The organism is Buchananella hordeovulneris (assembly GCF_001907235.1).
In the GTDB taxonomy this organism is placed as follows: Bacteria; Actinomycetota; Actinomycetes; order Actinomycetales; family Actinomycetaceae; genus Buchananella; species Buchananella hordeovulneris.
Map to the genome: position 1 here is coordinate 86,114 of NZ_MQVS01000009.1, position 26,117 is coordinate 112,230.

Sequence of the window (26,117 nt, forward strand, 5' to 3'; positions counted from 1 at the left end):
CTACTCCCAGCCGTAGTCGTACTCGACGAACAGCTCGGTGACGGTGTGGCGGGCCCACGCCCGCACCGCCGCCACCGGGTGGGAGCGCAGCGCCACCAGGTGCTCCCGCCACGGCGCGGCCCAGCCGGTGGCGGGCCCGGCGACCGCGACCACCGCGAGCGCCAGGCCCGCCGTCACGGCGTCGGTGTCCTCCACCAGCGCCGCCAGTTCGGTGGCGGGCGGCAGGATGCCGTTGTCGTGCGTCAGGCGGCAGCTGTCTGTTACCAGGGCGCGGGCCTCGCCGACGCGCAGCGGGTCGCGCATTGCCGCGGCCAGGGCCCGCAGCGGCGCCGCGGGCGCTTGCCAGTCGATGGCCGCGGCCAGCAGGGGCCAGGCCAGCTCGGCCACCAGTGGCCAGTCCTGCAGCTGGGTGGCCAGCTGGGTCAGGTGGCCGCGCTGCCACTGGCGCTCGACCGGCGTGCGGGGCACCAGCCGACCGACCCAGTGCCGCAGCCGCTGCCAGTGCGGCAGGTCGCTGACCGGCCCCGCCACCGGTTCGACGTCCGGCCCGGCGGCGGCCCGCTCGGCGAGGGCGCGGGCCAGGCGCCACGCGCTGGCCCAATCCGGCAGCCTGCCGAGCAAGGCGGCGTGCTGTTCCAGGGCCAGGCGCGCCACCGGCACGTCCGCCCCCAGGGCGAGGTTGGCCAAATAGTCGGCCAGCGGCGGGTAGTGCACGCCCCACGGGGCCAGGTTGTTGACGATCTCCGTGCGCGCCGGGCAGGTGGTCAAAAACTCGGCGAAGCGGGCCCGGTGGCGGGGGGCGAGTTGCGTCGGCGGGGTGCGGCTGAGCTGCCAGGCCGCCCCGGGGCTGAGGGCGGCCACGGCCGCCAGCTGGCCGAACGCCTCCGGGAAGTCCAGGAATGTCAGCAGTGCGCGGGCGGCCGCGATGCGCACGTCCTCCGGCACCGCGGCGTCCCCCGCCCACGCCGCCAGCAGCTCTGGGGCGGTGGGCGGCCGCAGCCGCGCCAGCAGGCGCACCGCCTCCTTGCGGGAGGTGAGCTTGGCGTGCTCGTCGGAGGCCAGCTCGGCCATCTTCTGGGCCGCCACCTCCGGCGGTAGCTTGGCCACCACGGGGGCGAGCGAGTACATCGCCACCCGCGCCCGGTCGGTGCCCCGCTGGGTCAGCAGCAGCTCCAGGGCGGGTTCCGGGCGGTGGGTGTGGGCCAGGCCCGCCAAGGCGATCTCCTGCAGCTGCACCTGGGGGGCGGCCAGCAGTTCCTCGGCGACGGCGATGCCCTCCTCCGGCAGCCGCACCGCCACCTTGGCTACGGCTACCGCGCGGTAGTACGCCGTCTTCTGGTTTGTCGCCTCCCGTCGCAGCAGGGCGGCGTACTTCGCGACATCCTGCGGCAACCAGCCGCTAAAGCTGCCGGTCAGCAGGGGAAGCTGGTTGTGTTTGTTGGCAAACCGTCCTCGCCATTTGGAGGGAGCCAACAGGAGCGGCACGAGGTCTTGTCGGTAGTCGGCTAGCGCCGCGGCCACCGCGCCTACCACCACCCAGGAGGCGTCGTCGTGCACTAGTTGCCCCAGCCGGGCCGCCCGGGTGGCAGGATCGGCCAACCAGTAGCGCGCTGCCTGCTCTGCCACTGCCCGCTCCGGGGCCGCCAACGCCTGGTGCACCAGGTCTACCAGGGGGATCAGGGGGTAGGCGTGGCGCCCGAGGGCCTCCCACAGGAGCAGGGCGGGGCGGAACTTGCCGTGGCGGGCGGCAGCCCGCACGGGCGGCAGCAGCGCGGCGACGACGGCGGCGCGGGCCGCGGGCGGCAGCGCCAAGTGTGGGATAGAGGTGGGCAGCGCGGAGTTGGCCAGCAGCGCCAGGCCCGCCAGCGGGCTGTCCGGCCCGGTCGGCACCGGCCCCGCCGCGGCGGACGCGAAGACGGCCCGCCACAACGCCAGACGCAGAGAAGCGCGGGTCAAGTCGGAGGTGTCGCGCGCCTCGGCAACGCTGCGCACGAAGGCCGCCAGCGGGGCGGCGGGCCCGGCCGCCACGCTGGCCGCCGGGAGCAGACTCAAGGCCGACGCGATGGCTTGGCGCACCGGATCCTGCTCATTGGCGGCGCGGGGCAACAGCTCCCACACCCGGTCCATCTCCGCCTGGCGGCGGCTACGCCCGGCCGCCCCCAGCAGGGCCCGCCAGGCGGCGGAGCGCACGTCCGCGTCGGCGGCCCGCAGCTGCGACTCGGCCACCTCCCACGCCACCGCCGGGGCGCGGAAGGCCGCTAACGCCAACTGCCTGGCCAGATCGCTGTTGTCCGGCAGCTGGGCCTGCCGGTCGGCCTGGGCGAGTCGCTCGGCGTGCGGTAGCACGTGCAGCAGTGCCTCGTCCCACTCGCGGGTGGCGAGTTCCACGTCGGCGTAGGTGGCGGCGAACAACTCCGCCCGGTCGCTGGGCGGCACCGCCGCCAGGTAGGCCGCCACGTGGCGGTCGTCGTCGCGCACCGCCCGCGTCAGCTGCGCCTGCAACTGCCGCGGCAGGCCCGCGAACGCCACCCGCAGCGCGTGCGTCAGGTGCGGGCGCGGCCCCAGCCGCAGGCCCACCGGCACGGGGTTGGCCGTCAACACGGCGACCGTGGGCCCGGGCACCGTGCGCAGCAGCCGCGCCGTGAATTGCCGCAGCGCCTCCGGTAGGCCTTCCGGCGGCGGGCTGGCCGCCACCAGCTCCACCACCGCGGCCGGGCGCAGGCGCGTCAGCGGCTCCCACGCCGGGGACGCCCACCGCCAGGCGGCGGGGCGGGCCGCGGGCGGCAGCCCGGTCAGGCGGCGCGCCAATTCGTCGAGCACGACGTCCGGGTGCAGCTGGGCGATCAGCCGCAGGTTCGGCACTAGGTCGCCCAGCTCCGGCAGCAGCTCCGCGATCACCTGCGCCCGCGCCCCCACCAGCAGGCGGGCCCGCTCGTTGTCGCCGAGCGGCCCGGCCAGCAGCGCCTCCACCAGGTCGCTGCGGCGCTCGCGGCGCAGCCGCTCGGCCAGTTTGCCGCGGTGCAGCAGCGGCAGAGCGAGGTAGTGGGAGACGAAACCGGTGGCGTCGGCGGGCAGCGGCGCCGCCCGGCGGGCCACCACCTGCACCCCGACGTTCGGGTGGTGAATCAGGGCCTGCAGGCGGGCGGTATCGTTGAGGGCCACGGCCGCCGGCAGCACCAGGCGCGTGTGGTAGGTCGACTCCGCGGCCAGGGCGTCGAGCCAGGCCGCCAACTCTGGGCGGGCACGGTGGGCGAGGGCTAGGGAAACCACCTGGCTTACCCGCTCGGAATGCGGCAGCTTCCGCAGGGAGGTAAGCAGGGCTGGCAGCGGCGGCAGAGTCATGCTCGCCAGCCTAACAACGCGCCCGGCGCCACCGTTATGATTGCCTGCATGTCTCCTGAGCTGCCGCCGTTTTCCGCCCAGGAAGCCGCGGACGCTTACCAGCGGGGCGGCTTTACCGGGGACAAATACCTCTACCCCTATCTGCTTGGCCCCCACCGCGACCCGGAGGCGGCGCTGTGGCTGGCGCAGTTTCGGGGTCACGAGGAGGCACGCGAGTTGCTGTGGCCGCTGCTGGATGATCCCCGCTACGCGGCGCGGGCGCGAACCCTGCTGGAGCGAGCGCCCGCAGCGGCCCTCACCGGCCCGGTTGCGCGCCGCCACTTCGCGCGCAACAACTGGATCTACGGTTTCACCCCGGTGCTCGTTTGCTGCCCGCGCTGCCAGGCACCCGGGACGGTGTGGCCTGCGGGCCAGCGGGGAGCGCTCTTCAGCGAGCCAGCCGCACCGTTCGGGTGCCTGCAGTGCGGCTGGCGGGCCGAGCGCTGGCAGGGGCCTGGCTGCCTGGAGGTGCGGCGCCGCTGTGCCGCTTGCGGGCAGTGGCTGACGGCGCGTCGCACCTTGGCGGGCCCGCCGCGTCAGCGGCACCTGCCGGTGCGGTGCGAGGGTTGTCGGTGGGACGGGCAGGCCGAGGCCGAGTTCGTGCCCGGCGACCCCTTCCGGCACGACCCGCCATTGGACTACTTGTTCGGCCTGCCGCTGTGGCTGGCCACCCATACCCGGCACGGTTGGTTGTGGGCCCTAAACGGCGACCACCTGGCCAAGCTGCGCGCCTACGTCGGCGCCCAGGTACGTCAACTGCCGCCCGGCAACGTGCATTGGGCCAGCCGCCTGCCCGCCTGGATCAAGGCGGCCAAGCACCGCGCCGAGGTCCTGCGGGCCTTGGACAAGCTCGCCGACAGGTTGCTCTCCCACCCGCGCTACGGACAAGGCTGGGGCGAGCGGAAATCCCGCTAGCGGCCGGGGCGGGCACGTGTAGCCGACGCGGGCGGCCTACGACGGCCCGCATGGGCCCCGAGGTGCTTCCGTTCTCCCCGCGCGCGGTGTGGCCTGGCCGTGACCGACTGGCAGGGACCCGGCCGCCTGGTCGGCAAGCGTCGCTGCGGGAACTGCCGCACCTGGTTGGAAGCCAGCCAGCTGGTGACCGGGCGGCAGGCAGTGCGGCGCCTGCCCGTGCGGTGCGAGGTCTGCCGGTGGGAGGGCGACGTCGTCGCCGAGTTCCTCCCCGGCGACCCCTTCCGGCACGACCCGCCATTGGACTACGTCTTCGGCCTGCCGCTGTGGCTGGCCACCCGCACCCGGCACGGCTGGCTGTGGGCCCTAAACGGCGACCACCTGGCCGAACTGCGTGCCTACGTCGGCGCCCAGGAACGCACCCAACCGCCGGGACACCTGCAGTGGGCCAGCCGCCTGCCCGCCTGGATCAAGGCGGCCAAGCACCGCGCCGACGTCCTGCGGGCCCTGGACAAGCTCGTCCAGCAGCTGCAGGCCGGAATAAAAATCCAGGAAAGCCCAAGGTAAGTCCGGGCCCGCAACGTGCGCCGAGGCGTTAGCGTGGAAAGGTTCCCACCGCATCGGCGGCCTGCCATGCGGCCACGCCAACGAAGGGGCACCGATGACGACTTCTGCTCGGCAAGACGAACTGCTGCTGTCCCCCCGCTGGCGCCCCCTGCGGCGCGCCCTGGACTGGCACGCCGAACCGCTCATGGCCGAACACGGCTGCACCCCCGACGAAATCACCGCCCTGCAAACCCGGCTCGGCTGCCCCCTGCCCGGGGTGCTGCGGGAATGGCTGGAACTCGTCGGGCACCGCCTGCAGGAAGTCCAAGACATCCCCGGCCGCCCCGACACCATCGTGCGTGACGGCGACAACGTGCTGGTGTGGACCGAAAACCAGGACGTGTGGCGGCTGTGGTCCCCACCCGGGGAGGACCCCATCTGTCTGCTGGAAGGCATGGAAGCCCCGCCCGCCACTCTCAGCCAGTGGCTGGCGGGACTCGTGCTCTCAGACACCCTCGTCGGGGCGGCCTGCGGCACGCGGCGCGGCCCCCTCGGGGAGCTAGACACGGAGGTGGCGGGCGGCGTCGTCGAACTGGACGACCCCGTGATAATCGCGGCCCTGCGCGACCGCTACCCGGAACTGAAAGAGCCCGTCCCGCCGTTCTGGGACGAGCCGTGGCGTGGCGACGGCGAAACGGTGCTGCGGGGGCTCGGCACCGAGTTCATCGAGTGGATGGCCACCACCCCCCAGGCGTACGCCCGCGTCGATGGCCTGCTAGACCTCGAACCGGAGGGCGGACTGTGCGAGGTGGTGGTGCACGTGAAGGACCTCAACCCCGCGGAAGCGGCCCAGTGCCGCCACCCCAACGGCACGCTGCGCGACGACTTCATCTACGGCCCCACCGACCCGCAGCGCACCGCCGCCGAGCTAGCCGACCTCGGGCAGCTCAGCCAGACCCGCCTCGGCCGCACCGACACCGACTTCCACTTCCTGACCTACCAGCCGGAACGCACCTGCCAGGTTTTCGCCGCCGCCCTGGCCGGGGCTTGGGGCCAGCGATTGACGATCGCTTGGCGGCCCGAACGGGTGGCCTACTTCCGGGTCGCCTTCCCGCCCGAGCGCGAGGCCTTCGCCCTGCCGACGTAGGCCGGGCCTGGGGCGGGCAGCAGAGCCGGTTTGGGGGTGGCCGCGGTGGTGGCATCCAGGTCCAGTTCCTCGATCCGGACGGCAAGGTACTTAGCGCCCAAAACCTCGTAGAGAACGGAGCTTTGCAGACATGGCAAGCTTTGCACTAAACCCGCTGCTGTTGCAGTTACGCATTGACGAGGACGAAATCGACGGCGCGGGTTTCTCCGGCTCGCCCACCCAAGACGGCCACACCTTCCACTACTCCCTCGGCGAGTTCCACTACCACCTGCTGCGTGTAGACGGACAGTTCCAGGTGGGGCAGAGTTCCCGCAACGACGACAAGACCTTCGTCGACCTCGTGAGCCCGGACCTGGAGGCGGCCGAACGCTGGCTGATCTACCTCGTTGGCGGCAACTACCGGATGGCCCGCCGCCTGCCGGAGCTGCTGATCCCTTATCTGCGCGACCAGGTGCGCTCCGGTTACGCGCTGGAGGAGTTGGGGACGCGGGAGTATTCGCTGCGCCGCCCCGACGGCAGCGTCATCCCGCTACAGATGCGCGAATCGGGTGGGCGCAGCATGCGCATCGTGAAGTACTCGCACCTGGCGGACCTACCGGTCGCGCAGCTGGTGGAGTCCTACCTGGCCGCCGACGCGGCCCCGCTGCTGACTCAGTACCTGCGCCGGTAGGTGAGGTCGGTGGCTTGCCCGACGTGGAGGCGGACTAAGATGCGGCAACTGTGATCACTTTTACGGTGCGGTCGGCCCGCGCGGACGACAAGCAACGAGCCTGCGGTCTGGATGTACTGGTTGACCAGTGGCACTCCGGAGGAAACCGGCGCTCGCTGGTCGCTGTCACTCCCACCGGTCAGGTGCTCGGTCACTGCCGGGGTATCGACAACTCGGTCCATCCCCTGTCACGAACTTGTGTGCTTGAGGTGAACACTGGTCTGGAACCAAGTGACGAGTTGGCGCTCCGGCGGGCCCTGCTGGCTGCCCAAGCCCAGGTTTCGACAAGACCACTACATTTGAAACTCACTGCAGACGACACTGTCGGACTGGCAGCGGCGCGACAGTGCGGGGCCGTCATCGAACAACTTATGCCGCCGTGGCGGCACGTCGTAGATGCGGCTGGGCAGGCTTGGGGTCGCAGGCACGCCGCCGCAACTGAATCCATCTACGCTATCGATAGGGAAGCAATCCTTGAGGCAGCCGTTGAGTACTACTGCGCCCAACACGCGGCCTGGTCTCCGGCGGATTCCGCAAGCCTACGGCACCAGTGGGAGCCAGACTTTGCCGCCGACCAACCAGGCAGCTACGACCCATCCCGCTCCTGCCTCATGCGGCGTGCAGGCCAGATCGTGGCGGCAGCGTTGGTATGGCCTGTCGAAGAAACAGATGAAAATGGCCAAGAAGTCAGCTTCCTGGCGCTGCCCTATGAGGGGACCACGGCGGATGGTGATCTGCGTGCCTGCCTGGCGCACGTCTACGCCACCTCGCCGCTCGGCAGCATTCTGCTGATCGACTCCCACGTCACCGAACGGAACGAAAGCACGGTGGTGGCGGGCCTTCCTGGCAAATCCCCGGATCCAAGGGATAAGTGGACGGCCATAGTGGCCGTGCCTGCGGCTACTGGGCCCGCCGTGCGTCCCTTGGACCCATCTCTCATCCCAGCGGCTGCTGCCTGGGCCTGGTAACTGTCTGGGTGCTGGGCAGGGCGTCCGACTGACTAGACGGAGGCGCCGCGTCAGTTCGTGGTCTGCACTACGACCACTCGGTGGCCGTCGGTGTAGGCGAACTTGTCGCCTGTGGGGTTGACTGTTACGCGGGCCAAGCCAGAGAAGTGTCTGTGCCACACGATCGAGAACACCGCCTCGCCTGTCGGTAGGTCTGGCCAGTCGTGCAGCAGCTCGCCGGTGGCCGAGTACAGGCGAGGATGATCGTAGAGGGCCAGCACCCCGCCCGCGAACGGTAGGAGGTCCCCGGCGAGCAGCGGCAACTGGCGGTGCCAGCGCCACGTGTGGTCATGCAGGGAGCAAGCGTTCAGAGAACGCGCCTGCAGGACCGGGGTTTCTTCCTCCGCGTCGGGCTCCTCGTTGGAGGTGGCCACAAACAGGTCGTTGCCAACGATGCACGCCGCCGACTGTTCGGCCTGCAGCATCGAGCGAGTCGAATCATCTGCGAGCCCAAACCCGTCCAGGTGGCGCGGGTCAGCCAGGGCGGTAGCGATGTCGTAGAGAAACACCACATTCCAGGGATGCCACAGCCAGCCTGCCGAGACCAGCCAGCGGCCCGAGGGATCCACGCTCAATCGCGAGTGGAAGATGTCCCGAGGCGCCCGCTCCGATGAGGCGGTCAACCGTTCGCCGGTCTGCGCGACCTCGATCTCCAGACGGCAATACAGTTCGGGGCAGTGGGCCAGGCCGGTGCGGCCGTCGGGGAGTGTGAAAAGGGTGATCGGGTAGCGGTAGGCCTCGGCGTGATAACTGTCGCGGGTCAGCTCGCGGTGCACGTTGCCGTCGGCGTCCAGCAGCCAGCCGCGCGTGCCTACCGATTCCACGACCGCCACCCAGTCGCCCTGCGGGGAAGACACCGCCCAGTCGCCACCGGGTGCGTTGCCTTGCCGACTCGGGGCCGGGGCGAGGGACGGCCACAACTGCCGCCACGGGTTGACGCTGAAGAGGCGGTTGCCCAACCAGCACAGCGTGGGGGCGGCGACGGGAATCTCGGTGGCCTGCAGGTCCATGTTGGCGATTGTGGCACCGGGGGCGACGCCGGGAAAGCTCGGCGTGGGACCGATTGGCGAGGCAAGTGGCTGGAGTCTTCCGGGCGGAGGGTACCGCGCGGATCGGCCCGCACCGTGCCCGCCTGACGCCTGCCTGACGCCTGCCTGACGTCCGCACAACCCATACCGTGCCCGTCCGTCGCCAGTTGTCACCAGGCCGGGGCCATCTCGGCTCCAGCCGAGATGAGACCGCGCTGGTGACAACTGGGAACAACACGGGGCAGCGCGCAGGCCCGGCCCGCTACCACGATCCGCCACTCTGGTCCTGACGGGGCCCCGGCTCCGGCCTTCCTGTCGCCAGTTGTCACCAGGCCGGGGCCATCTCGGCTCCAGCCGAGATGAGACCGCACTGGTGACAACTGGGAACAACACGGACCGCGACCCCATGTCTGGCTCGTCGCGTGGCCCGCCCCGGGCGGCCACTTGCACGCCGCAGCCGTTAGCATGGGCCAATGCCGACCCCCGCCTCCGTGAGCCTGCGCCCCCTGACCGCCGCTGACGCCGACTTCCTGTGGCACTGGATTCACGGCAGCCCGCAGGCGCAGTGGCGCCGGTGGGACGGTCCCTACTTCGATCACGGCCAGCCCATCGCCCGCGACGAGTACGTCGCCCAGTTCGTCGACAGCCTGCCGCGGGAAAACCAACGTCTCATCGTGGTCGATGATCAGCCCATCGGCATGGTTAGTCGCTACGAGGAAGACCCCGTCGGGGGCGGCTGGTGGGAGTTGGGCATCGTTATCTACGACCCGGCCTGGTGGGGGCAGGGCCTGGGCGGGCAGGCCCTGGCGCAGTGGGCGCAGGAGACGTTCGCGCAAACGAACGCCCACGTGTTGACCCTGACCACGTGGGGCGGCAACGAGCGCATGGTGCGCAGCGCCCAGCGGGTCGGCTTCACCGAGTGCGCCCGCATCCCGCAGGCCCGCCTGTGGGATGGCCGCCGCTGGGACTCGGTGAAGCTCGCACGCCTGCGGGACGACAACTGAGCTGGTAGCCTGCCCCCATGCGCAGCCCCCAGTTCACGACGCCGCCGGAGCCCTCCGGCGCCCGCGTGGCATAGGCTGCGCGCATTTCTTATCGGCCCCGGAGCGATCCGGGGCCACACGTTTTTCTGGGCCCGTCTCGCTCCCCACACATTGGACAAACCCATGGAAAACCCGCTCTCGCACCAAGACCTCAACCACGACCTCGCCGTCTTCGCCTCCCACCCGCTCGTGGGCGCGGGCCTGCCACTGTGGCTGCCAGCGGGGGCGGCGATCCGCACCGAACTGCAGCGCCTGGCTAAGGAAATCGCGCACGCCGACGGCTGCGAGGACGTCTACACCCCGGCTCTCGGCAAGCGGGAGCTGTATGAGCGCTCCGGGCACTGGGCCAAATTCGCCGCTGACATGTTCCCGCCCCTAGAACTCGGCGGGGAGCAACTGGTCTTGCGGCCCGCCAACTGCCCCCACCACGCCTTGGTGTACGCGGCCCGGCAGCACTCCTACCGTGACCTGCCGGTGCGGCTCAACGAGTTGGCCCCCATGTTTCGGGCCGAGCGGTCCGGGGTTGTCGGCGGGCTCGGGCGGGTGCGTCAGATCAGTCTCGACGACACCCACGTGTTCTGCCGTCCAGACCAGGTGCAGCAGGAGGCCGCGCGGGCCCTGCGGTCAGCGCTGCACGCGCAGCGGGTGTTGGGGCTGGACGTTGACTACGTGCGCCTGTCCCTGCGCGACGACTCCGGCGCCTGGCTCGGCAGCGCCAACCAGTGGGAGGCGAGTCAGGCGGCGCTCGCGGCGGCTGCCGCGGAGGTCTTGCCGGGGGCGGGGCTAGCGTTGCGCCGCGCGTCCGGTGAGGCCGCCTTCTATGGCCCGAAGCTCGATTTGCAGGTGCGGGACGCGGCCGGGCGGGAGAGCACCATCGCCACCATCCAGCTCGATTTCAATCAGCCCGAGCGATTCGACTTGGGCTACCAGGCCGCCGACGGTTCGCGCCAGCGCGTCGTCATGATTCATCGGGGCACCGTCGGGGCGATGGAACGCGTCGTTGCTGCCTTGCTGGAGCGCTATCAGGGACGTTTGCCGTTCTGGCTGGCGCCCCTCCAGGTGCTGGTGTTGCCGGTGAGTGAGGAGCAGGACGCCGCGGCGCGTAGCATCGTCGAGCAGCTGCGGGCCGCGGGGCTGCGCGCGGAGGGTAGCTTCGTTGGCACCCTGGGCGGGCGCATCCGGGCCGGGCGGCAGCGGCGCGCCAGCCTGCAGGTGGTGGTGGGCCAGCGGGAGGTGGACGCTGGCACCGTCCAGGTCAGCGGGCAGCGGCGGCAGGAAATCCCGGTGTCTGAGCTGGTGGCGGGCGCGGCCGCCGCCTACCAGCACCGCCAGCCACTCCGCTGGTGAGCTCGGCCGGGCGAGGCCCGGCCCGCCGCTACAGGCGTTGCACGACGCGGAAACGGACGCACACCACGTCGGTGTCGTCGTCCAGCGGCACGGGCTCGGTGGCCAGTGACTGCCAGAACTCCACGTGGGCGGCGCGCCACTCGGCCACGTTCGCGAAGCCCTCGCCCTCGCCGAGCGCGTGCGCGGTCGTGACCTGCCCCAGGGGGCGGATCTCGACCTGTTCGTTCTCGGTGACGCACACCGGCTGGCCTGCCGAATCGACGACAACCTCCCGGTCGCCGGGACGCGGCAAGGGAGTGTGCGTAAGTGAGTACTCCGCCGCCAGGGACGAGGTGGTGGTCTTCTTACCGGTCAGGATCGCGGCGACCAGGCGGTCACGCAGCGGGCCGGGCAGTGCGTATTCGCCGCGCGGTAGGGCCGCGACCTCGTCCGGGGGTAGCATGGGCTCAGGCTAGCAGGCCGAGCGTCCAGGTTTTCTGGGCAGACTGCAGCCATGGAAGACCTGACCCACGTGGGGCCGCACCTGCGCTTGATCAGGCAGGAGCGGGGCATGACCTTGGCGGCCGTCAGCGCCGCGACCGGAGTTAACGTGTCGACCCTGTCGCGGCTGGAGGCGGGCCGACGGCGGCCGACCCTGGAACTGCTGCTGTCCCTGTCACGCTGCTACCGCCTGCCCCTGGACGAACTAGTGGCGGCCCCACCCGTGGCAGACCCGCGAGTTTTCCCCAAGCCGCGGTTGCGCAACGGGGTGGTGGTTATTCCGCTGTCGGCCGTCCAGCGGCCGCAGCAGGCCATCAAGCTCGTCATTCCGGCCGCGCACTGCCGCCCGCGTCCCCGCAGCCACCCGGGTTTCGAATGGTTGTATGTGCTGGCCGGGACGTTGCGGCTGGTCCTGGGCGAGCAGGACCTGCGCCTGGCGGCGGGGCAGGCGGCAGAGTTCAACACGGCCATCCCGCACTGGTTTGGGTCGACGGGGGCCGGGACGGTGGAGGTGTTGAGTCTGCTGTCGCGGTCCGGGCAGCGCATCCACTTGGCTTCCCCGGCGGCCGCCGACGACGTCCCGCCGCCCGTCGGCCCGTGACGATGTCAGTGTGTGGTGCGGGCAGGCCGCCCACAGCAGCGCGCCCGCCAGGCGGCTGCGGACAAGTCCCCCGCCGATCGGCTCGGAATAGTTAGCGCCTCCGCGCCCGCCAGGCGGCTGCGGCGCGCGCCGCGAGCCACAAGCCGACCCCGTAGGTAGCGTGGGTGCGCAGGCTGTGCAGGCGGGCCTGCGTCGGCTGGGGTGTGCGGGCGGCCGCCACCCCCATACCGAACGCCGGCTGCATAACTAGCCAGGGGGCCGCCACGGTGGCCGCGCCGTAGGCGACGGCGGGCCCCAGACTTGGGCGCGTCAGCCAGCTGGGCCGGGCCGCCGCGAAGGCTACAGCGAAGCCCGCGCCGATGGCGTAGTGGGCGGCCCAGCCGAGTTCGCGCTCTCGTGTCACCGGTTCGGCGGCGCGAATGTCGCGGTGGTACCAGCGTCCGGCGGGCAGGTGCCCAAGCCACCGGCCGACCAGCGCGTAGTCGAGCGAACGCCAACCGACGGTGCGCCGCAGCACCGCCGCCGCACCGTCCATGACTGCGGTGGCGCCGACGCCGATTGCCGCCGCCTGGAATACCTGTTTTGTGCCCAGCATGGGAGTCCTTCCTGTTGTTGTCCCGCCAGGACGCCACGCCTGGGCGGTCGCGGGCAAGGCCAGTTGCTGGCGCAGCAAAAGGCTGAGGGCTGGCTAGTCGGTGGGGCGGGCGGTGGCCAGCAGCTCGGTGGTGCGCTCCACCGCCAGGCGGGAGGAGGCGAGCTGGTCGGGTGGCGCCTGGGCTTGCTGCCGCAACCGCAGGGCGTGGCGGAACTCGGTGAGTGCCTGCCGGTAGCGGGCGGCACGAAACAAGAGCTTGCCGTAGTGCTGGCGGAGTACGGCTTCGCGCGGGCTGCCCGCCTCCTCCCGCAGCAGAGCGAGCAGCATTTGCTCGGCTTGCGGAGTGTTACCGCTCGCCGCCAGGCATTCCGCCCGCAACACCCGCGCGCGGAAGGACGCGTCCTGCGGCTCTAGGTGGGCTAGTGCCTCCGCGGCCCGGCCGCCCCACAGGGCTTCAATAACGGGCAGGTACGGATCGGCGCGAAACTCCGCCCGGAATCCCGCCGGGTCCAGAATCACCGGCTGCAACGTGGTGGGGTCTATCTGCCAGGTAGAACTCACGGTGGTATCCCTGCTGGTTTGAGTGGGTGTGAGTAGCTACTTTAGCTGTCCCGGTGGACGACGACGTTGCCCTCCGGCCGCACGACGTCTCCCCTCCTGGTGCCGCAGCCTTAAGGCTCGTAGGTGAAGTCGGGGGCGGGTTCGAAGCAGACAGACACGTTGTCCGATGGCGAGCGGAAGAATACGAAGTCCGGTTCTTCCCGGGCGCGAATCAGGGTGAATCTCCCGATGTTCTCCATGGTGAAGCTCTCCCCGACTGCCAGTTCCGCCTGTTGGCTTAGATCGCTGCCTTCTGCAAATATGGTAATTGTGGAAGTTAGGCCTTTCTCGGCATCTTGAACCTCTCTGCATTTCAGTTGCAGCTTGTTAAATATGTTCTCGGGTGGATCATTGGACGAGACTGAGAATATGTGTCCGTCATTGCAGGCTGCTTTTTCTTCGTCAGCGAACTCTTCGGCGGCACAGGCTGTCAAGGTGAGTAGCAGAGTGATTGCTGCGGCTAGGAAGAAGGCTTTCGGCTGGGGCGATGGCAACTTGTTCGACTGCGCGAGGATTGTGTCTATCATTGTGTCGGGGTGATGGCTCGTTTGGTTACGGTTCGGAGGTGAAGCCAGGGGCGGGTTCGAAGCAGATGCCGACGCTATCCGACGAGGAGAGGAAGAAAGGAAGATCCGGTTCTTCCCGGGCGCGAATCAAGGTGAACTTCCCGATATTCTCCACGGTGAAACTCTCGCCCACGGCCAGCTCTGATAGTGCTCCCTGTCCGCTGCTCGGGACTACCCGTATTTTCGAGGTTGGGCCGCCTGCAGTTTCGCGTACCCCGCTACATCTCAGGTGGACGTCCGGTGCGAGTCTGGCCTGCGTATTTGGGGTGATTGAGATTATGTCACCCTGTTCACAGGAGGCTGTCTCCTTGTTGGCGAACTCTTCGGCGGCGCAGCCTATCAAGGTGAGCAGCAGAGTGATTGCTGCGGCTAGGAAGAAAGCTTTCGGCTGGGGCGATGGTAACTTGTTCGACTGCGCGAGGATTGTGCCTGTCATCGTGCCGAGTTTCTGACTTTTTAGTTAAGGTTCGTAGGTGAAGTCGGGGTCGGGTTCGAAGCAGATGCCGACGCTATCCGACGAGGAGAGGAAGAAGGGGAGATTCGGTTCTTCCCGGGCGCGAATCAAGGTGAACTTCCCGATATTCTCCACGGTGAAACTCTCGCCGACGGCCAGCTCTGCCCATGCCGACTCACCATGTTCTGGGTGTACGCTAATCTTTGATGCCAGACCTCTATCAGTGTCATAAACCCCGCTGCAGTTTAGTTGTATTGATTTATATATGGTGGTTACGGTGTTGGGTGATGCGGGGAAGGTATCGCCGTTTTTGCAAGCGACGATCTCTTCGTCAGCGAACTCTTCGGCGGCACATGAACTTAGGAAGACTGTTGCAGTGATAAGTAAGCTAAGAGCTGTTATTTTTCTCATGGTTGCATTGTTCCTATTTGTGTACTCGCGAATAGGCGCGAGTATTCTTCCCAGGTCAAAGTAAATGAGGCAGCTGTTTTTGTTTGGGTTGAGGGGTGAATATTGTATCCCCAGGGATTTCGCAGTGTGATTCCTTTTTCATCTGCGGCTTCCACCATGTAGACGTGTTTTTGGGCGATCTCGACCTTCTCGCCGCCGTGGGCGAATTGAGCCTGTGCTACCGCTTTTCCTGCGTCGTACTCTAACCAGTTGCCGCTGTAGGTCTCGGTGACCACCGGTTGTCCAGAGCGCAGTGCGTGGATGATCTGGGCGCGTTCCGCGGGATCGTAGGCCGGGCCCCAGTCGACAATGCCGTTGTGTCCACGCAGCGAGGTGCCGCCATGTCCGGTGATTATCTCCAATCCCTGGCCGGTAGTGCCTTCCTCGATCCCGCCGAGGAGGGTGCTCGCCACGCCGTAGGGATCGCTCTGCCCGTAGGCGGACTCCAGGATCGCGAAGAGGGCGGAGGTGTCCGCGCTCGCCCCGTGCGTGTAGACCGACTCGACGTACACCTCGCGGCTGCCCTCCGGGTTGGGGGCCAGCGGGTTCGTAAAGAGCCGCACGTAGAAGCCCGTAACTCGCCCGTCGGCGTCGTAGCGGGGGCGCACGCTGTCGCGTAGCAACTGCTGGCCGTTCTCGGTGGACGCCACCGCCATCACGGCGGCCAGAAAGTAGCAATCCCCGATGTCCTGCTGCTTCATCCGGCGGTAATCGATGTGGTCCAGCTCGGCCAGCGCCTGCTTAATGAGTCTGTCATCCAGCGGCCTGAGCTCGGCAATGTTCTCGCCGTCTCGCGTCACCACCGGCTCGGTGTGTAGGGCCTGGCAGAGCACCGCCGCGCACTCGCGGCCACGCTGCGCCAGCGTCTCGACAATCTCGGCCGAGGCGTTTCGCAGCAGGTTGGCGGATTGAAACATTTGCGCCACCAGCCCGGCCCGGAGCTGCAGGCCGTGCTCCCAATACGAAGCCTCCGCCTTTTCGGCACTCAGTCTCAGGTCGGCGACTCGGTTCTTGGCCGCCCGAATCTCCCACCCGAAGGATTCCAGGGCCTGCGCTCCACTCTCCAGGCCGTCGGTCAGCTCGTTGACATCCTTGATTGCCAGATCGGCAGCGTCGGCGAAAGCCCACTGCGACTGCCCCTGCCATGTCGGCGCTGTCCGCACGGCCTGATAAATGTCTGTCCCGGCCCCAGCGCTTTCCCTTGCCCGCTCCCGCAGCTGCGCGGCCAACGCCAGCACGGCATCGGCGTCGCCCGGCACCGCAACCAATGCCGCTGTCAAGATGCCCATTCCCCGCCCCGGTATTTAGTTGAACCCGGCCGAGCTGTAGTTGAACATCCGCTGCAGTTCCTCGGTATCGAGGGCGAGACACTGCTTGTCGTCCATGTGGCTAGCCTCCTGGCGGCCAATCTACGCCACTGGCCGCGCCCGCGCCCCGCAAATCAGCTCCCGGTTTCGCCTAGCGGCGCCAGGGGTGCCACACGCAGGACGTCGAGCTGTGGTGGGTGGCCGTGTTTCGCCCTAGCGGTGCCAGGCGCGCCAGATCGCCATCCCGCTGGCCACCAAGCAGAAGGAAACGGTGCCCGTCAACACCACCGTCACGGCCGCCCCCAGCCACGTGAGGGCCGGCAGGCCGGTGCCGACCGCGAGGAATGTGGCGCCGAGCGCGAGCGTGCCGATGGGGAACGTGAGCGCCCACCACCCGGGCGTGAACGGCATGCCGCGGGCAAAACCGCGCACCGTCACCAGGCTGGCCCACGCCACCAGCGGGATGCTGAGGGCGAACATGCCCCAGCCGTACCAGTTGGCCAGGTGGGCCAGCGCCGCCCCGAGCGGCGGGGTCGTCAGGGCCGCGCCCTGGCCCGCGAGCGCCTGGACGGCGGCGGTGGACTGGCCCACCATGCCGAGCGGAATCCAGGACGAGCACGCCGCCACCAGCGGCACGGGCGCCACCCGCCAATGGTGGTGGTAGGCGTACGCGAAAACCACCAGCCCCAGGAACAGGGACAGGCAAAAGCACAGTGCCGCCGCGCACCAGAAGTACGGGGCTTGGGAGGCGGGCACGTGGGGGACCAGCAGGGCGCCGGTGGTGGCCGAGACCATGGGGCCGACGACGGCTAGGCCCCAGCCCGTCGTCGGCCGCCCCAGCTCGGTGCCCACCAACCGCACCCCGAACCCGAGGGCGGCCACCACCCCGATGGCGGTGCCGGTCAGCCACAGGGCGCGGTCGACCCGCCACGCCCAGTCCGCGAGCGCGGGAAAGTGGGCGGGCAGGACGGTGGCGGTGGCGGAGCCAACCGCGAGGATCCCCATCGCTACCGTGCCCCAGAAGGGCACGAGGGCGGGCTGCCGCAGCGTCGCGACGAACGACGACGGCCGCGCCACGCTGCGGGCGGCGAAGGCGGTGGTGAGGAACAGCAGCAGGCCCCAGGCCACCGCCAGGGCGACCACGGCCGCGCCGCCCGCCCCCGGCAGGCGCCCGGCGTGCAGCTGCAGCAGCGTCGCCAGGATGCCGGTGCCCATGACGCTGGGGAACCACACCGGCCCGGGCGGTGGTAGCGGGGGGCGGGCGGGGATCTCATGCGTCGGGGAAGCCAGGAAAGTCACGGCCCCATCCTGGCGCGGGGTTCTCCCGCTCGCCAACTTTGCCCGCCGGCCCGGGGGAGGGGGCGCGGTCGGGGTGGTGGGGGCTGGGCTGCTTTGCTCGCCGACCCGGGGGGAGGGGGCGTGGCGGGCCCGCGAGTGGGGTGCTGGTCGGGGAAATTCCGGGGCGGGTTGGGGCGCTTCTCCCCGCGGGGGTTCAGGTAACTTCAAGCTAGCGGTCCGGTCTGCCGCCTGAACTGTGGATAACTGCTATGAACTAGCAGGAACTAGCTAGGGTGGGGGTCGGCGAGGACGGAAGGAAGAGCATGGATCACAATCCGGCGACGGTGCGCGCCAAGTTTCCCAGCGATACTGCCGCTCTGCGTTCGCGCACGCAGTGCCCATACTGTTTCGCCACGGCCGTTGATATCGCCACCTGTTCCGTCTGCGGCATTAACCTGCACGACCAGCAGTTGCACCAGGTGCTGCGTCTGTCGCTCCAGGCTGCCGACCTCCTCGACGAGCGCTCCGGGATCCTGCAGCGCCTGCATCAGCAAGCCAACCGGGAACGTCTCGCGGCGGAGGCGGCCGTCCCGCCGGGCGCAGCGACCCCGCCCGAGTGGCTGACCCCACCTGCCGGTCTGCCGGTGGCGGCTCCCGTGCTGCCCGCGCAGACCCCCGTCTCGCAGGCAGGGCCGGACGAGCCGTGGGAGCTGCAGGAACTGCCCGCCCCACCCGCCGATGGCGAGGCCCTGCTGCTGCCCGCGGAGCCGGCGGATGCCATCGGCAGTGGGGCGGACTGGCCGTTGCCGACGGACTCGGCGTCGGTGGCGGCCGGGATCCCGGAACCGACGGGCGTCGAGGTTCCGGCGGGCCAGGCAGCGTCTGGTGCGGCGCCGCGGCACTTCAGTCCGCAAAACCTGCTGCTGATCACGGGGATCACCTTCCTGGCGGTGGCCGCCGTGGTCTTCTTAACCTTCGCGTTCGTCACTTACACGTTGCCCATTAAGGCGCTCATCACTGCAACCGTCACGGTGGGCACCCTCGCGGGAGCCGAGGCGCTGCAGCGGCGCCGGTTGGCAGCTTCCGGGGAGGGCCTGGCGGTGTTGGGGCTCATCCTGGTGGGGTTAGACGCCTGGGCGGTGCGGACCCTTAACCTCCTGGGGCTGGGTGCCGTGATCCGCGCGGTCTACTGGGGTGCCGCCCTGCTCGTCGTCGCCGGGGGATGCTACGGCTGGGCGCGCCGCTCCCAGCTGCGCACCCCGCGGTTGGTTGCCCCGGCGCTGCTGCCCGCGGGCCTGGTGTTGTTCGGTATTGGGCTGGTCGGGGTGGGCGCGGACCTGCCGTCCCTCACCCCCACCGTTGCCGCGCTGGTAGTGGCCGGGGTTGCGTGGCGGGTGCCCGCCACGTCCGCGTCTCTGGCGGCGCCACTTTTGAGCGTCTCGGCGCAACTGAGCACCGCGTTGCTGGCCGTGACCGCCTGGGGGCGGGTGCCCGCCGACGCCGTCGTCTTCGGGCCGGGGCTGCTGTTGTTGGGCGCCGCCCACTGGTACCTGGCGCGGGTGTTGGCCGACCGGGAGACTGAGGGCACCGTGCAGTTCGACGGGCGGACCGTGCTCTCCTTCACCGGGGTGGGGTTGGCAGCGCTGCTGTGGCTGAGCGGCTGGGCGTGGCTGGCCCGTCTGCCGGAACTGCCCGATTGGCTCGGGGGAGTCGTCCTGGCCTTGCCTGTCAGCGGGTTGATCTTGCCGGGGTCCACGGTGCAGCGCGCACGCGGCGCCGCGCCTGCGGGGGCAGAGCCAGGCTGGGGGGTGAGCGAGGTCGGCCACCTGCTGCTCGCCCTGGGCAGCGCTGGCTTCTTCCTGGTCGGTCCTCTGCCGGGCTTAGTCAAGCTGGTGGATGGGCGGCTGGCGGGCCTGGGCGCCGCCCACTGGGGGACGATTGGTTACGGGCTGACCCTGGTGGGGATCGCCGCCGCCCTGGTCGCCGTCGACCGGTGGTGGGGCCGCCCGGCCCCGGTGTGGCGTGGCTGGTTCGCCTACGGGCTGGCGCTCGGTGGGCTGATCCTGGCCGTCTACGCTCTGCCCGGCCTCGCCGCCCGCCTGACGCTGTTGGCCTGCGCGCTGCTGGCCCTGGCGCTCGGTGCCCGGGCGCGCCGGAGCGGCGGCCCGGCCGCCCGGGTCCTGGCGAGTGATATTGCCTTGGCGGCGGTCGGTCTCGTCCTCGCCGTGAGCGCCCCCTTCGGTTCGGCGACCGGCCTGGTCTTGGCCGCCTGCCTGCTGCTGCTCGCGGTTTGGCGGATCTCGACGGCGTATGGGCACCGCTGCCCGTTCGGCCTGGTGGGCGCGGCGGTGGCGACGCTGCTGGTGGCGATCCATGTCGTGGCGGCACAGTCTGCCCCCAGCTACTGGGAGAACCTGCTGGCGGTGGCGGTTAGTGGCTTCATTGTCCTGGCGGCCTACGCACCCGCCCGCCTGCAGACCGCCCACCCGCAAGACAGGCTCGCCCTGGCGGCGGGCGGCACCGTCCTGACCTACCTGACGGCCCTGCTCGGGCTGCGGGCCCTGCCGCCGAGCACCGGCGACGCCCCCGCGCTGTTGGCCACCGGCGGGCTGGCCCTGCTGGGCCTGCTCGGGCTGACGTTGGCCGCGCGCCGCCAGGCCACCCGGTCGTCGGCAGGCCCCGCCCTGCGGGCCCTGCACCTGGCGAACGTGCCCGCGGCCGCGCTGCTGACCGTCAGCCACGCCTTTGACCTCGTCGGCTTGTCCGATGTCTGGGCCCACGCCCCGGTGCCGCAGGCCGACCGGCTGACACTAGTGGCGGCCCTGGCGGCCCTAGTGGCGGCCGTTGTCCTGGTGGGCGTGCGCCGCGCCCCGGCCCCCGTCCTGCTGCTGGCCAACTGCTTGACCCTGGCCCTGGTGGCAGGCAGCCTCCTGGCGTTCACGGTCGCCGCCACGCGCCCCCACCTGTTGGGGCTGCACACCGCCAGCCTGCTGGCGCTCGTCGCCACCCTGTGCCTGCTGGGCCTGACCCTGCTGCCCGCCCTGCCCGTCGGCGCCCCCACCGCCTGGCTTGCCGGGATAGTGGCGGGCTGGGGCGGCGGACAGCTGCTCTACACCCACGTAAACGAGCCGTGGCCCCTGCTGCTCACGTTGCCCACAGTGCTGGCGGGCCTGATCGGGGCCGGGGCGCTGACCACCCGGGCCTGGTCCCGCACCCTGCCCGGCAGCCTCACCCTCGCGGCGCTCACCAGCGGTGCTTTCGCCCTGCTGGTGGGCAGCGCCCTGGGCAGCACCGGTTGGCGGGCCACCCCCGCGCTGACCGCGGCCGCCACCCTCGCCTCCGTCCTGGCCGCGCTCGTCGGCAGCTGGGTGAATGTCCGCGGGCGGGCGCTGGTCACCTGCCTGGCCCTCAGCTTGACCGGCAGCGTCCTGACTAGCGTGAGTAGCGCCCGCCTCCTCGCCGTCCTGGAGCTGCCTGCCGGGGTTGTTGCAGCGCTGCTAGCAGGCGCGACGGCGGCCGCGTTTGCGCCCCTGCGGCGCCTGCCCGGCGCCAGCCGCCCAATCCTGGAGCTGACGCTCGCACTGGTCTGGGCCGGGGCAGTGCTCACCACTGTGCCCGCCGCGTCCCACCCCGTCCTCGCGGCGGGGGCCGCCTGCGGCCTGGCCCTCGTCGGCCTGCTCACCTCCCGGTCGCAAACCCTGGCCGCGGCCAGGCCACCGCGTTCGACGACGCCCGCCGCTTGGGGTGGACTCCGCACCATCCTGCCGGGCCTCTCCCTGACGCTCGCCCTGGGCGTGACGGTCGGCCAGTGGCGGAGCCTGACCTCTCCCACTGGGCTGTTGGTGGGGCTCCTGTTGCTGGCCGCCGCCCTGCTCGCCGTCGGGCTGTGGCGCGCCAGCGGCCGCGACCAGCTGTTCCTGGCCGCCACGGTGCCGCCCGCCGCTTGGACAGCCCTAGCCGTGCTCCCCGTCGGGGGCCGCAGCCTGTGGTGGCCGCTGGGACTCGCCGGAGGGCTGGCCCTGGTCCTGGGGGCACTCGCGGTCCGGTTCCGGGCCACCCGCCCGCCCCTGCTGCCCGTCGCGGCCGCCACCACCGCCTGCCTGCCCGCCCTCGCCCTGGCGCTCGGGCAGGTGCGCGAAGACCACGTGGGCACGGCCCTGCTACTGCTGGCGGTTGTCGGCAACCTGGTGCTCTTTGCTGGGCCGCGCTGGGCAGGTCAAGCAGTGCGCGGCCTCCGCCTCGTCTTGGTGCTACTCGGCCTGGGCGGGGCGCTCCTGCTGACCTGGCAGCTGCCCGCCGCCACTTTCCCCCTCCTCGGGATGGCGGCCGCTGGCCTGCTGCTCGCCTTGACGCTCGGACTCCTGGCTGACCGGGGCGCCCCCGCCGCCGTCAGACGTGACGCGCCCCGCTACGCCGCGGCCGCGCCCCTTAGCTGCTTGGCGCTCCTGACGCTCAGCGGGCGGGACGTGCCGGTTTCCTGGTTGCTCGGCATTGTCGTCGTCGGCGGGCTAGTGGTGGGGGCGGGTCTCTGGCGCCCCGGGTCCGCCGACGGCGCGGCCCAGCGGAGCCTGAGTGCCGGGGCCGCGGGCACGGCCGTGCTGACGACGCTGAGTGGCTGTGGCCTGCTGAGCGTGCACCAGGGAGCCGACTGGAACCACGCGACCGACCCGCTGGAGTTGCTGCTGTTCCCCCTCACCCCACGGTTGGCGGGCGGGCAGGCGCTGCCGTGGGCCGCCCTGGCGGTCACCATCCCGCTGGCGCTGCTCTTCCTCGTACTCGCGTGGCAGCCCCACCTGGGAGTGCGGCTCCGCCGCGGGCTCGTCCACCGCGTCCTGCTCGGCTGCTGTGTGGTGCTGCTCGGCACCGCCTCGGCGGCGCACGCGCTCGGTGCCATCCACCCCGTCGGGCTGCGCGCCGCCCAGCTGCTTGTTGGTTTGACCCTCATCAGCCTGCCCGCCCTGGCGCTCGCCGACGCCCACAGGGTCCGTCTGCCGCGTCCCGGCAGCCCGCTGCCGTCGCCGACCCACCCGGCGGTTGCCGGGGGCGGTGAGGCGCTGGCGGGACCAGCGCCCGCCTCTGCGCCCGGTTGGGCCCGCCCGAACGGAGCGAGCGCGGCGGCGGGTCTGCCTGCCCCCGCGGTCGCCGCGCCGGAGTCGTCGGCCGTCCATAGCGGGCTGGAGCGGATATGGCAGCAGTGGCCCGCCAGCCTCCTGCTGGTGGGACTCGCGGTCGGGGCCAACCTCCTGGTGTACGGACGCCTGGTCTCCCTCCAGCTGACCGCCCCGCCCGAAACCTTCCTCCTGCCCTTTGGGCTGGTCGCCGTGGCCCTCGGCGCCCGCTTCCTGCACCTCGATCCCCAGCTGCGCAGCTGGACCCCGCTCAGCCTCGGCCTGGTCACCGTGCTGGTGGCGCCGTGGCTGTGCGAGATGGCGGAGCCCGCCGGGTGGCGCATCGCGCTAGTGACCGGGGCCGTGGTGAGCGCGATCGTGGTCGGGGCCTGGCGGCGCCTGCAGGCACCCCTGCTGCTCGGCACCTTCGTCGGCCTAGGGCACGCCATCTTCGCGGTGCACACCGCGCTGCCCGACCTCGTGGTGCCGTGGTGGGTGTGGCTGTCCATCGCCGGGGTGATTCTGGTTACCGTGGCCACCACCTACGAAGCCCGCGTGCGTGACGCTCGCCGCCTCGAACAGGCGGTGCGCGCCCTGCGGTAGATATGGTGCGAAGGTCGGGCGGCGGCTCTGGTGCGTGCCCTGCGGGAAGGTCGCCGCGACGGCCGGGCGGCGGCTCTGGCCGCGGCGGCACGCGGGGCACCGCCGCGCTAGTGAGCCCGGCGCGCTGCCGCCCGGTGCTAACTGGGCTGGGCACGCAGTTGGCGCACCAGCTCGACGATGGCGAGCGCCGCCCGGCGCGGCGCGGTCGGCAGGATCGCTCCCAGCGGTGCCCGCGCGTCGGGCCCCAGCGGCAGGCTCGCCAGGGCCGAGTCCAGGGCGGGCGCGGCGTCCCGCGGCACGATGCTCACGGCGCGCCCCTGGGTCAGCAGGTAGCTGCGGGCGCCCGACAGGCGGTCCGCACCGATCAGAATGAGGGGAGACAAGCCCCGCGCGCGACACACGGAGACCAACGAGTCGAAGTACTCCGGATGATTTTCCCGCGGCCATAGCAGCAGCGGGGTGGCGCTGAGGGCGCGCAGGTCGCCCGGGTCGGTGATGGCGGCCAAGACCGGGCGTTGCCCCACCAGCACGAGCTCGTCGTCGCCGAGCACGTCGATGCGGGTGGCCGGCGTGTGACGGGGATAGTGACACAACCCCAAATCCACCCGGCCCTGCTCCACTAGGTCCTCCACCTCGCCGGTCTCGACCTCCTTGACGACAATCTCATGCCCCGGCAGGCCGCCCTCGACCCGCTGCAACAAAACCGGCAAGAGCCGGTTGGAAACACTCGGGGTGCAGGCCAGGCGAACCCGGACCGCCTGGCGAGCGGTGGGGGCGGCGGCGACTCGCTCCAGCTCGGCGGCCTCGGCCAGCACTCGGCGCACCTGCGCCAGCAGCTGCCTGCCCGCCGCCGTCAGGCCAGTGCGCCGCGGTGAGCGGTCCACCAGCTGGCGGCGCAGCGTCCGCTCCAGGGCCTGCACCTCTTTGCTCACCGTCGGCTGGGAACGTCCTAGCCGCGCGGCCCCCGCCGTGAAACTGCCCGCGTCAGCGACGGCTGCGAACGCCTCCAACTGGCGGAGCGTTACCCGACTCGTCAGCACCTCACCCATAACAAAAGGCTATCGAACGATGCCACAATGCATATTGTTCCCGCATGCGCCGCTCACTAGGGTGGAAACAAACTCTCCAAGCAGAAGGTGCAGTCATGACCAACAGCCCCATCCGGATCAGCGACACCGTCCAGGCCGCCCTGGCGGCAGGCGAGCCAGTCGTCGCCCTCGAATCAACCATCTTCACCCACGGCCTGCCGCGGCCCCGCAACCTGGAGGTCGCGCTCGCGGGCGAAGAAGTGGCCCGCGCCCACGGCGCCGTGCCCGCCACCATCGGGGTCTTCCGCGGCGAACTCGTCGTCGGGCTCTCCCCGGACGAGATCGCGGAACTGTCCCGCACGGACGGCCTGCTGAAGGCCTCCATCCGCGAACTGGCCTACGCCCACGTGCACGGCCTGAGCGCCGGCACCACCATCGCCGCCACCGCCTTCCTCGCCCACCGGGCAGGCATCGACGTCTTCGCCACCGGCGGGCTGGGCGGGGTCCACCACGGCGCCGCCACCACCTTCGACGAATCAGCCGACCTCATCGCGCTGGCCCGCACCTCCTTCATTCTCGTGTCCTCCGGGGCCAAGGCCATCCTCGACATCGGCGCCACCCTGGAGCGTTTCGAAACCCTGAGCGTGCCCGTCGTCGGCTACCGCACCCTGCAATACCCGGGCTTCTACGTGGCGGACTCCGGCTACACCCTCAACCAGCGCGTCGACACCCCCGAACAGGCCGCCGACCTCCTGCTCACCCAGCGGGCCCTGGGCGTGCCCGCCGGCATCAACCTCGCCAACCCGGTGCCTCTGGAAGACCAGCTCGACACCGAAGGCTTCGACGAGATCCTGGAGCGCGCCTGGGCCGACGCCGACCGCGACGGCATCAGCGGCCAGGCCATCACGCCCTACCTGCTGGATTACCTGCGGGTGGCCACCGACGGGCGCAGCCTGGACGCCAACGTCGCCCTGTACCGCAACAACATCGCGCTGGCCGCGCAGGTCTCCCGCGCCCTGGCCGAGCGGCAGCGGTAATGCTGGGAGTCGTCGGCGACATCGTGCAGGATGTCGTGGTCTGGCAGCGCGAGCCGGTGCGGCCCGCCACCGACACCGCCTCGGACATCTATCTGCAGCGGGGCGGCTCGGCCGCCAACGTCGCCGCGTTCGCCGGGCCGCGCACCCCCACCCGGTTCATTGGCTGCGTCGGCGACGACATCGCAGGCTACGCCCTGACGCAAGATCTCCAGCGGCGGGGAGTCGAGGTGCGCAATCAGGTGCGCCCCGACCTGGCCACCGGCACGATCGTGGTGCAGATCGACCCGACGGGGGAGCGGCACATGTTCCCCTCGCGGGGGGCCAGCGGCGCGCTCGGGCCGATCGAGGCGGCCTGGCTGCGGGACCTGCGGGTGCTGCACCTGACCGCCTACTCGTTCGAGACGCCGGGCACGCGGCAGGCCGTCGTGGACGCCGCCGCCCAGGTGCACGCCCACGGCGGCCAGGTCAGCCTCGACGCCTCCAGCCTCTACACCATCGACAAGGTCGGCTTGGCGCTGTATTGCGACACGGTGCGGGCCATCGCCCCCGACTACCTGTCCGCCAACGCCGACGAGACCGCGCGCCTGGCGCTGGTGGCGGGCGACGGCCCCGGCCCACTTCTCGCGCAACTACCCGGCACGACGCTGCTGGCCCGCCACGGGGCACAACCCACCCGGGTGCTCACGGCCGCCGGGCTGGTCTGCACCGTGCCTGTCGAGCCGCTGGCCGAGATCAAGGATCTCACCGGGGCCGGGGACGCCTTCAACGCCGGATTCCTGGTCAGCCTGGTGGCCGCCAACACGGACCTGGCGGGGCACGTGCGGGCCGCCCACGCCTTGGCCCGGCGGGTTCTGACCAGCCCCGGCGCGACCGAACCAGCGGACTGAGCA

22 protein-coding genes are annotated in these 26,117 nt (G+C 70.7%); 11 read left to right on the top strand and 11 right to left on the bottom strand.

The features are described 5' to 3' along the window. On the bottom strand, positions 1-3,342 hold the full coding sequence (locus BSZ40_RS12035) for a hypothetical protein (protein ID WP_073825404.1): 3,342 nt from the start codon (positions 3,340-3,342) through the stop codon (positions 1-3). A 48-nt stretch (positions 3,343-3,390) separates the two neighbouring features. Here BSZ40_RS12035 and BSZ40_RS08900 point away from each other — a divergent pair, with 48 nt between their 5' ends. The 5 genes from BSZ40_RS08900 to BSZ40_RS11645 all read left to right on the top strand — a co-directional run bounded on the left by BSZ40_RS08900 (position 3,391) and on the right by BSZ40_RS11645 (position 7,663). After that, positions 3,391-4,296, top strand: a complete 906-nt coding sequence (locus BSZ40_RS08900; RefSeq protein WP_073825406.1) for a hypothetical protein — start codon at positions 3,391-3,393, stop codon at positions 4,294-4,296. A 99-nt stretch (positions 4,297-4,395) separates the two neighbouring features. After that, positions 4,396-4,860 carry a hypothetical protein gene (locus BSZ40_RS08905; RefSeq protein ID WP_073825408.1) on the top strand — a complete coding sequence of 155 codons (465 nt, stop codon included), beginning with the start codon at positions 4,396-4,398 and terminating at the stop codon, positions 4,858-4,860. 94 nt (positions 4,861-4,954) lie between these two features. Then, a complete protein-coding gene (locus BSZ40_RS08910) occupies positions 4,955-5,986 on the top strand; it encodes an SMI1/KNR4 family protein (RefSeq protein ID WP_073825410.1) in 1,032 nt (343 codons plus the stop codon). 130 nt (positions 5,987-6,116) lie between these two features. After that, a complete protein-coding gene (locus BSZ40_RS08915; protein WP_073825413.1) occupies positions 6,117-6,656 on the top strand; it encodes an Imm61 family immunity protein in 540 nt (179 codons plus the stop codon). Positions 6,657-6,706: 50 nt separating this feature from the next. After that, positions 6,707-7,663 carry a hypothetical protein gene (locus BSZ40_RS11645; RefSeq protein ID WP_124853071.1) on the top strand — a complete coding sequence of 319 codons (957 nt, stop codon included), beginning with the start codon at positions 6,707-6,709 and terminating at the stop codon, positions 7,661-7,663. A gap of 50 nt (positions 7,664-7,713) precedes the next feature. On the opposite strand, the gene BSZ40_RS08925 is transcribed toward BSZ40_RS11645, so the two are convergent. Continuing rightward, entirely contained in the window at positions 7,714-8,712 is a 999-nt protein-coding gene (locus tag BSZ40_RS08925; RefSeq protein ID WP_073825419.1) for a hypothetical protein, read from the bottom strand. Positions 8,713-9,203: 491 nt separating this feature from the next. Between BSZ40_RS08925 and BSZ40_RS08930 the strand changes: the two genes are divergently transcribed. Both BSZ40_RS08930 and thrS read left to right on the top strand, forming a co-directional pair. Beyond that, on the top strand, positions 9,204-9,734 hold the full coding sequence (locus tag BSZ40_RS08930; RefSeq protein WP_073825422.1) for a GNAT family N-acetyltransferase: 531 nt from the start codon (positions 9,204-9,206) through the stop codon (positions 9,732-9,734). A 162-nt stretch (positions 9,735-9,896) separates the two neighbouring features. After that, complete coding sequence (gene thrS / locus BSZ40_RS08935; RefSeq protein ID WP_073825425.1) at positions 9,897-11,120, top strand: threonine--tRNA ligase; 1,224 nt, start codon at positions 9,897-9,899, stop codon at positions 11,118-11,120. A gap of 28 nt (positions 11,121-11,148) precedes the next feature. Here the strand turns inward: thrS and BSZ40_RS08940 are convergent, their stop codons facing one another. Continuing rightward, a complete protein-coding gene (locus tag BSZ40_RS08940) occupies positions 11,149-11,562 on the bottom strand; it encodes an ASCH domain-containing protein (RefSeq protein ID WP_073825429.1) in 414 nt (137 codons plus the stop codon). Positions 11,563-11,613: 51 nt separating this feature from the next. Here BSZ40_RS08940 and BSZ40_RS08945 point away from each other — a divergent pair, with 51 nt between their 5' ends. Then, a complete protein-coding gene (locus tag BSZ40_RS08945; RefSeq protein WP_073825432.1) occupies positions 11,614-12,201 on the top strand; it encodes a helix-turn-helix domain-containing protein in 588 nt (195 codons plus the stop codon). 91 nt (positions 12,202-12,292) lie between these two features. On the opposite strand, the gene BSZ40_RS08950 is transcribed toward BSZ40_RS08945, so the two are convergent. The 7 genes from BSZ40_RS08950 to BSZ40_RS08970 all read right to left on the bottom strand — a co-directional run bounded on the left by BSZ40_RS08950 (position 12,293) and on the right by BSZ40_RS08970 (position 17,472). Beyond that, on the bottom strand, positions 12,293-12,796 hold the full coding sequence (locus BSZ40_RS08950; RefSeq protein WP_073825433.1) for a DUF2938 family protein: 504 nt from the start codon (positions 12,794-12,796) through the stop codon (positions 12,293-12,295). Positions 12,797-12,889: 93 nt separating this feature from the next. After that, the gene (locus tag BSZ40_RS08955) at positions 12,890-13,357 is read right to left on the bottom strand and encodes a hypothetical protein (protein ID WP_073825436.1); all 468 of its coding nucleotides are present in this window, start codon (positions 13,355-13,357) and stop codon (positions 12,890-12,892) included. A 110-nt stretch (positions 13,358-13,467) separates the two neighbouring features. After that, on the bottom strand, positions 13,468-13,923 hold the full coding sequence (locus BSZ40_RS08960; RefSeq protein ID WP_073825439.1) for a hypothetical protein: 456 nt from the start codon (positions 13,921-13,923) through the stop codon (positions 13,468-13,470). A 25-nt stretch (positions 13,924-13,948) separates the two neighbouring features. After that, the gene (locus BSZ40_RS11650; protein WP_143180930.1) at positions 13,949-14,398 is read right to left on the bottom strand and encodes a hypothetical protein; all 450 of its coding nucleotides are present in this window, start codon (positions 14,396-14,398) and stop codon (positions 13,949-13,951) included. A gap of 24 nt (positions 14,399-14,422) precedes the next feature. Beyond that, a complete protein-coding gene (locus BSZ40_RS11655) occupies positions 14,423-14,827 on the bottom strand; it encodes a hypothetical protein (RefSeq protein WP_143180931.1) in 405 nt (134 codons plus the stop codon). Beyond that, positions 14,824-16,155, bottom strand: coding sequence for a calpain family cysteine peptidase (locus BSZ40_RS08965; RefSeq protein ID WP_073825442.1), 1,332 nt, complete (start codon positions 16,153-16,155; stop codon positions 14,824-14,826). The genes BSZ40_RS11655 and BSZ40_RS08965 overlap by 4 nt, the downstream gene beginning before the upstream one ends. A 231-nt stretch (positions 16,156-16,386) precedes the next feature. Beyond that, positions 16,387-17,472, bottom strand: coding sequence for a TDT family transporter (locus BSZ40_RS08970; RefSeq protein WP_073825445.1), 1,086 nt, complete (start codon positions 17,470-17,472; stop codon positions 16,387-16,389). A 302-nt stretch (positions 17,473-17,774) separates the two neighbouring features. Here BSZ40_RS08970 and BSZ40_RS08975 point away from each other — a divergent pair, with 302 nt between their 5' ends. Further along, complete coding sequence (locus BSZ40_RS08975; RefSeq protein WP_073825448.1) at positions 17,775-23,162, top strand: SCO7613 C-terminal domain-containing membrane protein; 5,388 nt, start codon at positions 17,775-17,777, stop codon at positions 23,160-23,162. A gap of 137 nt (positions 23,163-23,299) precedes the next feature. On the opposite strand, the gene BSZ40_RS08980 is transcribed toward BSZ40_RS08975, so the two are convergent. Then, complete coding sequence (locus BSZ40_RS08980) at positions 23,300-24,211, bottom strand: LysR family transcriptional regulator (RefSeq protein ID WP_073825450.1); 912 nt, start codon at positions 24,209-24,211, stop codon at positions 23,300-23,302. A gap of 95 nt (positions 24,212-24,306) precedes the next feature. Here BSZ40_RS08980 and BSZ40_RS08985 point away from each other — a divergent pair, with 95 nt between their 5' ends. Both BSZ40_RS08985 and BSZ40_RS08990 read left to right on the top strand, forming a co-directional pair. Continuing rightward, positions 24,307-25,227, top strand: coding sequence for a pseudouridine-5'-phosphate glycosidase (locus BSZ40_RS08985; protein ID WP_073825452.1), 921 nt, complete (start codon positions 24,307-24,309; stop codon positions 25,225-25,227). Then, positions 25,227-26,114 (top strand): carbohydrate kinase family protein, encoded by an 888-nt coding sequence (locus tag BSZ40_RS08990; protein WP_073825455.1) that lies wholly within the window; start codon positions 25,227-25,229, stop codon positions 26,112-26,114. Before BSZ40_RS08985 ends, BSZ40_RS08990 begins: the two co-directional genes overlap by 1 nt. Positions 26,115-26,117: the final 3 nt, after the last annotated feature.